The organism is Streptomyces sp. NPDC005722, from assembly GCF_040630935.1.
Lineage (GTDB): Bacteria > Actinomycetota > Actinomycetes > Streptomycetales > Streptomycetaceae > Actinacidiphila.
Window position 1 is genome coordinate 32,890 of sequence record NZ_JBEXYN010000025.1, and the last position, 12,748, is coordinate 45,637.

The 12,748-nt window shown below is 73.7% G+C and carries 11 protein-coding genes; 10 read left to right on the forward strand and 1 reads right to left on the reverse strand.

The annotated features are described in order from the left end of the window. The first annotated feature begins 13 nt into the window (after window positions 1-13). The 10 genes from tal (at window position 14) to ABZ479_RS26115 (ending at window position 10,020) form a co-directional block, all read left to right on the forward strand. A complete protein-coding gene (tal, locus tag ABZ479_RS26070; protein WP_500463803.1) occupies window positions 14-1,162 on the forward strand; it encodes a transaldolase in 1,149 nt (382 codons plus the stop codon). Then, window positions 1,159-2,709 carry a glucose-6-phosphate dehydrogenase gene (gene zwf / locus ABZ479_RS26075; protein ID WP_500463804.1) on the forward strand — a complete coding sequence of 517 codons (1,551 nt, stop codon included), beginning with the start codon at window positions 1,159-1,161 and terminating at the stop codon, window positions 2,707-2,709. Before tal ends, zwf begins: the two co-directional genes overlap by 4 nt. Continuing rightward, complete coding sequence (gene opcA / locus ABZ479_RS26080; RefSeq protein ID WP_500463805.1) at window positions 2,706-3,752, forward strand: glucose-6-phosphate dehydrogenase assembly protein OpcA; 1,047 nt, start codon at window positions 2,706-2,708, stop codon at window positions 3,750-3,752. Before zwf ends, opcA begins: the two co-directional genes overlap by 4 nt. After that, window positions 3,745-5,394 (forward strand): glucose-6-phosphate isomerase, encoded by a 1,650-nt coding sequence (gene pgi / locus ABZ479_RS26085; protein WP_500463806.1) that lies wholly within the window; start codon window positions 3,745-3,747, stop codon window positions 5,392-5,394. The genes opcA and pgi overlap by 8 nt, the downstream gene beginning before the upstream one ends. Window positions 5,395-5,485: 91 nt before the next feature. Then, entirely contained in the window at window positions 5,486-6,373 is an 888-nt protein-coding gene (gnd, locus tag ABZ479_RS26090) for a phosphogluconate dehydrogenase (NAD(+)-dependent, decarboxylating) (protein WP_500463807.1), read from the forward strand. An 89-nt stretch (window positions 6,374-6,462) separates the two neighbouring features. Next, window positions 6,463-7,140: a histidine phosphatase family protein gene (locus tag ABZ479_RS26095; protein ID WP_499601108.1), complete on the forward strand. Its 678-nt coding sequence runs from the start codon at window positions 6,463-6,465 to the stop codon at window positions 7,138-7,140. Window positions 7,141-7,434: 294 nt separating this feature from the next. Next, window positions 7,435-8,262 (forward strand): SDR family oxidoreductase, encoded by an 828-nt coding sequence (locus ABZ479_RS26100; protein WP_500463808.1) that lies wholly within the window; start codon window positions 7,435-7,437, stop codon window positions 8,260-8,262. 122 nt (window positions 8,263-8,384) lie between these two features. Then, a complete protein-coding gene (nthB, locus tag ABZ479_RS26105) occupies window positions 8,385-9,050 on the forward strand; it encodes a nitrile hydratase subunit beta (protein WP_500463809.1) in 666 nt (221 codons plus the stop codon). Beyond that, window positions 9,047-9,646 (forward strand): nitrile hydratase subunit alpha, encoded by a 600-nt coding sequence (gene nthA, locus ABZ479_RS26110; RefSeq protein ID WP_499601111.1) that lies wholly within the window; start codon window positions 9,047-9,049, stop codon window positions 9,644-9,646. Before nthB ends, nthA begins: the two co-directional genes overlap by 4 nt. Then, the gene (locus ABZ479_RS26115; RefSeq protein ID WP_500463810.1) at window positions 9,643-10,020 is read left to right on the forward strand and encodes a nitrile hydratase accessory protein; all 378 of its coding nucleotides are present in this window, start codon (window positions 9,643-9,645) and stop codon (window positions 10,018-10,020) included. The genes nthA and ABZ479_RS26115 overlap by 4 nt, the downstream gene beginning before the upstream one ends. Window positions 10,021-10,050: 30 nt before the next feature. On the opposite strand, the gene ABZ479_RS26120 is transcribed toward ABZ479_RS26115, so the two are convergent. Next, complete coding sequence (locus tag ABZ479_RS26120) at window positions 10,051-12,294, reverse strand: SpoIIE family protein phosphatase (RefSeq protein WP_500463811.1); 2,244 nt, start codon at window positions 12,292-12,294, stop codon at window positions 10,051-10,053. Window positions 12,295-12,748 lie beyond the last annotated feature (454 nt).

The following is a 12,748-nucleotide window of genomic DNA, read 5'->3' on the forward strand; positions in this document are numbered from 1 at the left end:
GCGCAGAAAGAAGATGATCAATGTGAACCAAGAAGCAACCGCAACCGCGGAACCGTTGCAGCGTCTGGCCGCCGAGGGGGTCTCGGTCTGGCTCGACGACCTGTCGCGCAGACGCATCGCCTCCGGCGACCTGGCCGAACTGGTCGCGTCGGGGCGCGTGGTGGGAGTCACCACGAACCCGTCCATCTTCCGGGCCGCCATCGGCTCGGGGGAGGACTACCGGGAGCAGCTCGCGGGCCTGGCCGCGCGCGGCGTCACCCCGGACGAGGCCGTCCGCACGATGACCGCCGCCGACGTCCGCGCCGCGGCCGACGTCCTGCGGCCCGTGTACGAGGCGACCGGCGGCCGGGACGGCCGGGTGTCGATCGAGGTCGACCCGCGCCTCGCCCACCGCGCGGAGGAGACCGTCGCCGAGGCCGGGCAGCTCGCCCGGCTGGTCGACCGCCCCAACGTCATGGTCAAGATCCCCGCAACTGTGGAGGGCCTGCCTGCCATCACGGAGGTCACCGCCCTCGGCGTCAGCGTGAACGTCACGCTGATCTTCTCCCTGGACCGCTACCGCGAGGTCATGGAGGCCTACCTGGCCGGCCTGGAGAAGGCCCGTGCGGCCGGGATCGACCTGTCCACCGTGCACTCCGTCGCCTCGTTCTTCGTCTCCCGCGTCGACACGGAGGTCGACCGGAGACTCACGGAACTGGCCACGGAAGAGGCCGCCGCCCTCAAGGGCCGGGCGGCGATCGCCAACGCCCGGCTGGCGTACCGGGCGCAGCGGGAGTTCTTCACCGGCGACCGCTGGGCCGCGCTCGCCGCGGCCGGCGCCCACGAGCAGCGGCCCCTGTGGGCCTCCACCGGAGTGAAGGACCCGGCGTACCGGGACACCCGCTACGTCGAGGAACTCGTCGCGCCCGGAACGGTCACCACCGTGCCCGAGGAGACGCTCGACGCCGTCGCCGACCACGGCCGCGTCGACGGCGACACCGTCACGGGCCGGTACGACCGCGCCCGCGCCGACCTGACGGCCCTGGAACGGCTGGGGATCCCCTACGACGAGGTGGTCCGGCAGCTGGAGGACGAGGGCGTGGCGAAGTTCGAGGCGGCCTGGGCCGAACTGCTGCAGGCCGTCGCAACCGCACTGAACGGCAAGGGAGCCGACGCGCGATGAGCAAGGACACGACCGGACCCGGCACCCCGTGGTCCAACCCCCTGCGCGACCCGTCCGACCGGCGGCTGCCGCGCATCGCGGGGCCGTCCGGCCTGGTGATCTTCGGCGTGACGGGCGACCTGTCCCGCAAGAAGCTGATGCCGGCCGTGTACGACCTCGCCAACCGCGGGCTGCTGCCGCCGGGCTTCTCGCTCGTCGGCTTCGCCCGCCGCGACTGGGCGGACCAGGACTTCGCGCAGGTCGTGCACGACTCGGTGCGCGAGTACGCCCGTACGCCGTTCCGCGAGGAGGTGTGGCAGCAGCTCGCCGAGGGCATGCGCTTCATCCCCGGCGACTTCGACGACGACGTCGCGTTCAAGCAACTGGCCGTCACCGTCGACGAGCTGGACGCCGCCCGCGGGACCAGCGGCAACTACGCGTTCTACCTCTCGGTGCCGCCGAAGTTCTTCCCCAAGGTCGTGCGGCAGCTGAAGAAGCACGGGCTCGCCGACGCCCCCGAGGGCTCCTGGCGGCGTGCCGTCATCGAGAAGCCCTTCGGCCACGACCTGGCCAGCGCCCGCGAACTGAACGCGCTCGTCCACGAGGTGTTCGCCCCGGAGCAGGTCTTCCGGATCGACCACTACCTCGGCAAGGAGACCGTCCAGAACGTCCTGGCGCTGCGCTTCGCGAACACCATGTTCGAGCCGCTGTGGAACCGCTCCTACGTCGACCACGTGCAGATCACGATGGCCGAGGACATCGGCATCGGCGGCCGCGCGGGCTACTACGACGGCATCGGCGCCGCACGCGACGTCATCCAGAACCACCTCCTCCAACTCCTCGCGCTGACCGCGATGGAGGAGCCCGCCTCCTTCGACGCCGAGTCCCTCCTCACCGAGAAGCTGAACGTGCTGCGCGCGGTACGGCTCCCCGGCGACCTGGGCGCGCACACCGTGCGCGGCCAGTACGCGCACGGCTGGCAGGGCGGCCAGGAGGTGAACGGCTACCTGGAGGAGGAGGGCATCGACCCCGGCTCCACCACCGACACCTACGCCGCCGTCAAGCTGGAGATCGACAACCGCCGCTGGGCGGGCGTCCCCTTCTACCTGCGGGCCGGCAAGCGCCTCGGCCGCCGCGTCACCGAGATCGCGGTCGTCTTCCAGCGCGCCCCGCACTCCCCGTTCGACCCGGAGGCCACCCAGGAACTCGGCCAGAACGCCATCGTCATCCGCGTCCAGCCGGACGAGGGCATCACGGTGCGCTTCGGCTCGAAGGTGCCCGGGACCTCGATGGAGATACGCGACGTGACCATGGACTTCGCCTACGGCGAGTCCTTCACCGAGTCCAGCCCCGAGGCGTACGAGCGGCTCATCCTCGACGTCCTGCTCGGCGACGCCAACCTCTTCCCCCGCCACCAGGAGGTCGAGGAGTCCTGGAAGATCCTCGACCCGATCGAGCGGTACTGGGACACCCACGGACGGCCGGCGCAGTACACCGCGGGCAGCTGGGGCCCCGCGGAAGCCGACGAGATGCTCGCACGAGACGGACGGAGCTGGCGCAGGCCATGAGGATCGATCTGACCGACACCACGGCAAGCCACATCAACAAGGCCCTGGTGCGGGGCCGCCGCGCCATCGGCTCACCCGCCGTCGGCATGGTGCTGACGATGGTCATCGTGACCGACGAGGAGAACGCCCACGACGCCCTCAAGGCGGCGGAGCAGGCGGCGCAGGAGCACCCCTCGCGCACCCTCGTCGTCATCAGGCGGCCGTCGCGCACCACCCGCCGGCACACCCCCTCCCGCGTCGACGCCGAGGTCCGCGTCGGCTCGGACGCCGGATCCGGCGAGGCGGTGCTGCTGCGGCTGTTCGGCGAAGTCGCCGAGCACGCCGACTCCGTGGTGCTGCCGCTGCTGCTGCCCGACGCCCCCGTCGTCGTGTGGTGGCCCGCCGACGCCCCCGACACACCGGCCGCGGACCCGCTGGGCGCGCTCGCCCAGCGCCGCATCACCGACGCGTACGCCGTCGACCGCCCGCTGGAGCGGCTGGCGGCCCGGGCCGGCTCGTACGCACCCGGTGACACCGACCTCGCCTGGACCCGGCTGACGCCCTGGCGCTCCATGCTCGCCGCCGCGCTCGACCAGGCCCCGGCCCGGGTCACCTCGGCGGTCGTGGAGAGCGAGTCCGACAACCCCAGCGCCGAACTACTGGCCCGCTGGTTCGCCGACCGGCTGCGGGTGCCCGTCGAACAGGTCGTCACCGACGGCCCCGTCGTCACCGCGGTCCGGCTGCGCACCCCGGACGGCGACATCCTCATCGACCGCCCCGAGGGCGCCGTGGCCCGGCTGTCCATCCCCGGCCAGCCGACCCGCGTCCTCGCCCTGAAGGTCCGGTCCACCGCGGAGCTCATCGCGGAGGAACTCCGCCGCCTCGACCCCGACGAGGCCTACGCCGCCGCGCTCCGGGCCCAGGTCAAGGCGCCCCGCACCAAGGCCGCCGCCCCGCCGAAGGCCTCCGCCGCGAAGCCCCCGAAGGCACGCCCCGCGAAGGCCGCCCCGGTGCCGCCGCAGCGCGCGCACCAGCACGAGAACCAGGAGCAGCACGATGCCTGACACCCCCGGACCGAGCCACCGCCCGCAGTGGGCAGCACTGGCGGAGCACCGCGACGCCACCCGGCCGGGACCGCACCTGCGCGAGCTGTTCGCGGCGGACCCCGCACGCGCGGGGCGGTACACCGTGGAGGTCGGCGACCTGCGCATCGACTACTCCAAGAACCTCGTCACGGACGAGACCCTCGCCCTGCTGCGCGAACTGGCCGACGCCACCGGCGTGTTCGAACTGCGCGACGCCATGTTCCGCGGCGAGAAGATCAACGTCACCGAGCGCAGGGCCGTCCTCCACACCGCCCTGCGCGCGCCCCGGGACGCCGTGATCGAGGTGGACGGCGAGAACGTCGTACCGCCGGTCCACGCGGTGCTCGACAGGATGTCCGCCTTCGCGGACCGGGTGCGCTCCGGCGAGTGGACCGGCCACACCGGTAAGCGGATCAGGAACGTCGTCAACATCGGCATCGGCGGCTCCGACCTCGGACCCGCCATGGCGTACGAGGCACTGCGGCCCCACACCGACCGTTCGCTGACGTTCCGTTTCGTCTCCAACGTCGACGGTTCGGACCTCCACGAGGCCCTGCAGGGCCTCGACCCGGCCGAGACGCTGTTCGTCGTCGCGTCCAAGACCTTCACCACCATCGAGACGATCAGCAACGCCACCTCGGCGCGCGGCTGGCTGCTGGCCGGGCTCGGCGCGGACGAGAAGGCCGTCGCCCGGCACTTCGTCGCCCTGTCGACCAACACCGGCAAGGTCCGCGAGTTCGGCATCGACCCGGACAACATGTTCGAGTTCTGGGACTGGGTGGGCGGCCGCTACTCCTACGACTCGGCGATCGGCCTCTCCCTGATGATCGCCATCGGCCCGCTGCGGTTCCGCGAGATGCTCGACGGCTTCCGCACCGTCGACGAGCACTTCCGCACCGCGCCCGCCGAGTCCAACGCCCCGCTGATCCTCGGTCTGCTCGGCGTCTGGTACGGCAACTTCCTCGGCGCCCAGTCGCACGCCGTCCTGCCGTACTCCCACTACCTGTCCAAGTTCACGGCCTACCTGCAGCAACTCGACATGGAGTCCAACGGCAAGTCCGTGGACCGCGACGGGCGGGCCGTGGAGTGGGAGACCGGCCCCGTCGTGTGGGGCACGCCCGGCACCAACGGGCAGCACGCCTACTACCAGCTGATCCACCAGGGCACGAAGCTGATCCCGGCGGACCTCATCGGCTTCGCCCGCCCGGCCGCCGAACTCGGCCCGGAACTCGCCGCCCAGCACGACCTGCTGATGGCCAACCTGTTCGCGCAGGGCCAGGCGCTCGCCTTCGGCAAGACCGCCGACGAGGTCCGCGCCGAGGGCGTGCCCGAGGAGCAGGTCCCGCACCGCACCTTCCGCGGCGACCACCCGACGACCACCGTCCTGGCGACCGAACTGACCCCCTCGGTCCTCGGCCAGCTCATCGCGCTCTACGAGCACAAGGTCTTCGTCCAGGGCGCCCTGTGGAACATCGACTCCTTCGACCAGTGGGGCGTCGAGCTCGGCAAGGTCCTGGCCAAGCGCGTCGAACCCGCCCTGACCGGGGACGCCGACGTACCCGGCCTCGACCCCTCCACCGCGGCCCTGGTGGCCGCCTACCGCACCCTCCGGGGCAACTGACCGGGGGAAGGAACCCCGCCGCGGCGCCTGCCCGGCCCCGGACGGGCGCCGCCCGCAGACCCCCCCACGACACACAGAAGGAGCACCTGACATGCAACTCGGACTCGTCGGCCTCGGCAAGATGGGCGGCAACATGCGCGAGCGGATCCGCCGCGCGGGCCACACCGTCGTCGGCTACGACCGGGACCCCGACCTGGCCGACGTCGGCAGCCTCACCGAACTGGTCGACAAGCTCGACGCACCGCGCGTGGTGTGGGTGATGGTGCCGGCCGGCGCCGCCACCCAGTCCGTGGTCGACGAGCTCGGCGGCCTCCTCGCACCGGGCGACATCGTCGTCGACGGCGGCAACTCCCGCTGGACGGACGACGAGAAGCACGCCGCGGAACTGGCCGCCAAGGGCATCGGCTTCGTCGACGCCGGTGTCTCCGGCGGCGTCTGGGGCCTGAAGAACGGCTACGCCCTCATGGTCGGCGGCCGGGCCGAGGACGTCGAGAAGGTGCGGCCGGTCTTCGACGCCCTCAAGCCCGAGGGCGACTTCGGCTTCGTCCACGCGGGCGCGGTCGGTGCCGGCCACTTCGCGAAGATGGTCCACAACGGCATCGAGTACGCCATGATGCAGGCCTACGCCGAGGGCTGGGAGCTGCTGGAGAAGGTCGACTCCGTCACGGACGTGCGCGAGGTGTTCCGCTCCTGGCAGGAGGGCACCGTCATCCGCTCCTGGTTGCTGGACCTGGCCGTCAACGCCCTCGACGAGGACGAGCACCTCAACGAACTCAGGGGTCGCGCCGACGACTCCGGCGAGGGCCGCTGGACCGTCGAGGCCGCCATCGACAACGCCGTGCCGCTGCCCGCGATCACGGCCTCCCTCTTCGCGCGCTTCGCGTCCCGCCAGGACGACTCCCCGCAGATGAAGATGATCGCCGCGCTCCGCAACCAGTTCGGCGGCCACGCCGTCACCTCCGCGGCCGACCAGGCCTAGTCACCGCCGGAGCCCGCGCCGGCCGGCGCGGGCTCCGCACCGCCTTACCCGCACCGCCCCTCCTCCGTGCCGAAAGTGGATGAACGACCATGGGCGACCTGCTCCTGCTCCGCCACGGCGAAACCGCGTGGACCCTGTCCCGGCAGCACACCAGCCACACCGACCTCCCCCTGACACCGCACGGCGAGGGCGAGGCCGCCCGGGTCGCCCCGCTGCTGCGCGGGCACGACATCGCCCTCGCCCTGAGCAGCCCCCTGCGCCGCGCCGTACGCACCGCGGAACTCGCCGGGGTGACCGTCGCCGGGATCGACCCGGACCTCAGCGAATGGGACTACGGGGGCTACGAGGGCGTCACCACGGCGGAGATCCACCGCACCCGCCCGACGTGGAACCTGTGGACCGACGGCGTCGCCCCCGGAGGCGCGGAACATCCCGGCGAGAGCCCCGAGGACGTCGGCCGCCGCGCCGACCGCGTGCTCGCCCGTGTCGAGCCGTTGCTGCTCGACCCCGACGCGGGCGACGTGCTGCTCGTCGCCCACGGCCACATCCTGCGCGTCCTCACCGCCCGCCGCCTCGGCCTGCCGCCGTCCGCCGGTTCGCTGTTCGCCCTGGACACCGGCACCGTCAGCCGGCTCGGCACCGAGCACGGCCGCCCCGTCATCAAGGCCTGGAACACCACGCACGCCCGGGCCGGCGCAGCCGCCTCCCTCTCCGCGGTCGTCCCCCGGCAACGACGCCCCGCACACGACACGCCCCCGGCCGGCTGAGCGGACGCCGCCGCGTCAGGAACGCCTGGGGGGCCACGAACCGACGCTCGCCGGTCGGCCGCCGCGCCGGACCCCCGGCCCAGCCCTGCGAGGTGGCGAGCACGACCGCCGGCCCCGGCCCCCTGCGAGGACGACCCTCCCCGGACCGCGACCGCGCGCCGGCCGTCTCCCGCACCGCGCCGCCCGTCACGACGTCGGCGAACGGCCCCAGGAGGAGGCGACCGCGCACCGCCGCGGCAGGTTCCCGGGCACGGACGGGTCCCACGGCCGTGCGGCTGCCCTACGGTGGGGCCCGTGAAGGTCCTCATCGTCGGCGGCAGCGGCTTCCTGGGCAGGGAACTCGTACGGCAGGCCGTGGCCGCGGGTCTCGACACGGCCGCGACGTACCGCTCCCGGCGTCCCGGCGGCGTTCCCGGCGTCCCGTGGCACCACCTCGACCTCCGCGCGCCCGGCGACCCCGCCGGGCTGCTGGCCGAGGTCGCGCCCGACACCGTCGTCAACGCCACCAGCGGCTACAGCGACTGGGAGGTCACCGCCGACGGCGCGGTCCGGCTGGCATTGGCCGCGGCGGAACACGGCTGCCGCCTCGTCCACGTCTCCAGCGACGCCGTCTTCTCCGGGTCCCGCGTCCACTACGACGAGACCTGCCTGCCCGACCCCGTCACCCCGTACGGCGCGGCGAAGGCGGCCGCCGAGACCGCGGTGCGGCTCCTGGTGCCGTCCGCCGTCGTCGCGCGCACCTCGCTGATCATCGGCGACGGCGGATCGGTGCACGAGAGCCTGGTCCACGACCTGGCCGCCGGCGTACGCGACGGCGCGTTGTTCACCGACGACGTCCGCTGCCCGGTGCACGTCGCGGACCTCGCCGCCGCCCTGTGGGAACTCGCCGCCTCCGACGCCTCCGGGGTGTTCCACCTCGCCGGGACGGACGCCCTCAGCCGCCACGAACTCGGTGCCCTCATCGCCCGCCGCGACGGCCTCGACGCCGCAGCGCTGCCCGCCGGGCGCCGTGCCGACGGCCCCGTGCCCGGCCCCCTCGACGTCCGCCTCGACAGTGCCGCCACCCGGCGGCTCATACGGACCCGGCTGCGCGGCGCCCGGGAGTTCCTCGCCCCGCGGTAGGACGGGAGCCTGACGGCCCATCGGATGGAACCGGAGGCCACCCGGGCCGTGTCTGCGGCAGTGCCCGCCGCCCACGGGCCAAGCTGGTGTGCCAGTGATCCCGGCACACGGAAGGGCACGCCATGGAGGGCATCGCCGACATGGGGGGCACCGAGGGATGGGGGCCCGTCCGGCCGCCACGACCCGGCGAACCGGTCTTCGCGGAACCCTGGCAGGCGCGGGCGTTCGCGCTCGCGCTCCTCTCCATCCGGGTGGCCGGTTACAACGTGGACGCCTTCCGGCACGCCACGGAACGCCTGGACCGGGCCGCCTACCTGGACGAGGGCTACTTCGGCCGGTGGCTGAACGCCGCGGAGCTGGTGCTCACCGAGACCGCCGTCCTCGCGCCCACCGCCGTCCGGACCCGCGCCCGCAACCTGCACGGCGAGCGCCTCGCGGAGCCGCCGTTCCCCGAACCGGTCCGCCCCGACTACACCCCCACCGCCCCGGGCTCGCTCCGCACGGTGGACACCCCGCCGGCCTTCGCCGTCGACGAGCCGGTCCGGGCGAAGGACATGTCCCCGCCCGGGCACACGCGGCTGCCGGGCTACGTGCGCGGACGCGCCGGCGTCGTCGAACGGGTGCAGCCCGCCGCGCTGTTGCCGGACACCCACGCGCACTTCCTGGGCGAGAACCCGCAGCACGTCTACTCGGTCCGGTTCGACTCCCGCGAACTGTGGGGCCCCGGCACCGAACCCTTCTCCGTCACCGCCGAGCTGTTCGAGAGCTACCTGGAGCCCCGTTCATGACCCCCACCAGCGGCCCGGACGACCGCCCCTCCCCGGCCCTGCGCACCGAGGCGCTCGAGCAACTGCTCACCGAGCGCGGCCTGATCGACCCGGCGGCGATGGACACGATCATCGCCACCTACGAGACCCAGGTGGGCCCGCTCAACGGGGCCAAGGTGGTCGCCCGGGCGTGGACCGACCCGCAGTACAGGCGCCGGCTGCTCCAGGACGGCACCGCGGCCATCGCGGAACTGGGCTTCTCCGGTCCGCAGGGCGAGCACATCGTCGTCGTCGAGAACACCCCCACCACCCACAACGTGGTGGTCTGCACCCTGTGCTCCTGCTACCCGTGGCCGGTGCTCGGGCTGCCGCCGAGCTGGTACAAGGATCCCGCCTACCGCTCGCGCGTGGTGCGCGAACCGCGCGCGGTGCTCTCGGAGATGGGTCTCGACCTCGCCGACGACGTCGCGATCACCGTCCGCGACTCCACCAGCGAGGTGCGCTGGCTGGTGCTGCCCGAACGCCCGGCCGGCACGGAGCACCTGACCGAGGAGGAACTCGTGCCGCTGGTGACCCGGGACGCCATGGTCGGCGTGGCGAAGGTGACGGCGCCGTGACCGCGCCCCTGGACGTCGACGGCCCGGCCGCCCCGCCCCGCGCCAACGGCGAGCTGGTCTTCGCCGAACCCTGGGAGAGCCGCGCCTTCGGCATGGCCGTCGGCCTCCACGAGGCGGGCGCCTTCGACTGGCCGCGGTTCCGGGCCGCGCTGATCGCCCGCATCCGCGCCTGGGAGAACGGGCCCACCGGTGACGAGCCCTGGCACTACTACCGGCTGTGGCTCGCCGCCCTGGAGGACGTGCTCGCCGAGCGGGACGTGGTCCGCGGGGACGAGGTCACCAGCCGAGCCCGCACCCTGTCCGGGCGCCCCGCGGGCCACGACCACGCCGCCCACGACGACGACCACCACCACGGCCACGTCCGTCCACATTGACGGCTCGGTGAGCCGCTCCGCACCCCCCGGTCAGGCGCCCGGTACGGGCAGGTCCAGGGAGACCGTTTTGCCGCGGCCGTTGGGCGAGGTATTCCACTGCCCGGCGAGGGCCTCCACGATGAGCAGGCCCCGGCCGTGCTCGGCCTCGGCGTTCTCCTCCTCGTCCAGGGTCAGCGGCGAGGGCACGGGCGGATTGCCGTCGGAGTCCCGCACCTCCAGCCGCACGCGGTCCTCGAAGGCCCGCAGCCGGACGTCGACGTCGCTGCCGGCGTGGACGAGGGCGTTGGTCACGATCTCGGACGCGATCAGCCGGAGGGCGTCCGACAGGTCCGCCAGCCCCCACGCGCGCAAATGCTCGTCGACGAACTCCCGTGCCGCCTTGACCCCGTGCAGGTCGCGGCGCTGTACGTGCAGGCAGGCCGTCCGCGGCGCACCCTCGCCCACGGCGCCCTCGTAGCGGGCCAGGAGCAGCACCGCGTCGTCGCCGCGCCACCGGGGGGCGGAGACCTCGGCGACCAGGCGGTCGGCCAGCTGCTCCAGGTCGGCCCCCGCCTCCCGGCCGCCCGTGCGCAGCAGTTCCCGGGCGCACGCGCCGGGATCGCCGGTGGCGGAGCCCGTCAGGCCGTTGGAGTAGAGCATCAGCACCGACCCCGGTGCCAGCCTGTGCTCGCAACTGCGGTACGGGTGACGGGCGGTGACGCCCAGGGGGAGATTGGCCGGCGCGTCCAGGGTGTCGACGCTCCCGTCGGGACGCCGTACGACCGGCGCGGGATGCCCGGCAAGGGCCACCTCGGCCATGCCGTCGCCGGTGTCCAGGGCGATGACGCAGCACGTCACGAGCTGCTCCGTGCCGAGTTCGGCGAGCAGCCGGCCCGTCCGGTCGATCACCACGGCGGGTGGGTGGCCCTCGGTGGCGTACGCGGTGAGGGCGGTGCGCGCCTGGCCCATGACGGCGGCGCTGTCCAGGTCGTGGCCCTCGACGTCGCCGACGACGAGCACCATCCGCTCGTCCGACACCTTGATCACGTCGTACCAGTCGCCGCCCACCTGGACCGTGGTGAGGGCGGGACGGTAGCGCGCGGTGGTGGCGAGCCCCGGCAACTCGGAGAGGACCGGGGGTAGCAGCCTGCGCTGCAGGTGCTCCGCGACCTCGCGCTGCCTGGCGCCCAGTTCGACCCGCTCCACCGCGGCGCCCAGCATCCCGGCCATCATGCTGAGCACCGTGCGCTCCTCGGGCGGGAAGGCGCGAGGGCCCGCGAACTCCAGGCAGCACACGCCGACGACGTGCGGGTTAGCGTCGGACTCCACGGCGAAGGACCTGCCCCCGACGACGAGCGGCAGGTAGGCCTCGGCGGGCGGCCCGGCACGCTGCCGGCCCGAGCCCGTCTCCGCCGGCGGCCCCTCGGGCAGGAAGAGCGCGTGCCCGCGGACGGCCTCCACCGCCGGGATGTGCGCGCCGAGCCGGGCGCCGTGGAGCTCGCGGACCATGGCCGAGGACGGTCCGCTGTGCCCCAGCACCCACAGCCGGCCCGCGCTGACGGAGGCCAGCACCAGGGCCCGGGCGCCGAACGGGGACAGGATGGAGTCCCGGGCCGCCGCGATGAGCTGGTCCACGCTCATCGCCTCGTTGAGCCGTTCCGCGAAGTGCCGCAGGGGGTACATCAGGCTGGCGCCGGCCGAGCCGGGGACACCGCGCACCCCCCAGCCCGGGGTGCGGATGCTCGAGTGGAACACCGGTACGAGGGCGGGCGAGGGGCCGGCCGTGATGGGGGTGCCGGTGCGTGCGAGCCCGGCGAGCGCCGTGGCCAGCGCGTCCGCGACCTCCTGCAGCACCCTACGGTCCGCGGGGCCGAAGCCGCCGTGGCTCTCCACGCGCAGCACGGTGAGCGCGCCGAAGCACCGCCCGTCGGCGGTGACCGGTGCGGCCATCGCCGCGTAGGGGTAGGGCAGGGCGTACCTCTCACCCGGTTCGGCCGGGTCGGGGTCGGGCAGGACGGCCACCTTGCCCGTGGCGACGGCCCGGGTCGAGGCGCGCGGCATGTCCATGGCCATCCGGCACGGCATCGTGTAGCAGGACGGCGGGCTGCCGGCGATCATCGCCGCACGCACCTCGGAGGCTTCCCGGCCCAGCAGGTAGACCGCCGCGGACACGGCGTCCATCCGGAACAGGGTCTCGCGCACGGCACCGTGCAGGACCTCTTCGAGACCCGTGCCCCCGGTCCGTGCGGGCCCGCCCTCGCGGCGGTGTTCTCCGAGCGTGCTGTTGCTCGTCATCGAACGGCTCCCTCCCCGCGAGTATAGGTGCGCGGATGGCCCGTCGCTCTTGGGCGGCACACCGCCCGCCTCCCGTACGGGGCGGCCCGCACCGGTGGCCGCCGCCTTGCCGCCCGGCATATAGGAGCGACCGGGCGTCGGACGACGTCGAGCGCGTCACGGGCGTGCCCGCCCGGACCGTCGAGCAGTTCGTCGCCGCTCGCCGGGACTTCCACTTGGGCTGAGCCCGCGCCCTCCGTTCCGGCGTCCGCCACGGGACGCCGGAACGCCGGGCGCAGGCCCCCCGTCCGTCCGGCGCGGCCGCGGCCCGTTTGATGGCGGATCAAGCTACTTGCACGTACAAGCGATCGACTGATCTACTTGCTTGACCGAGCAAATAATTTGCGGGGGAGCTCGGCGCCGGCCGGGGGACCGCCCGGGTACGAGTGACGCACCGAGGTGGCGAACCCACCGC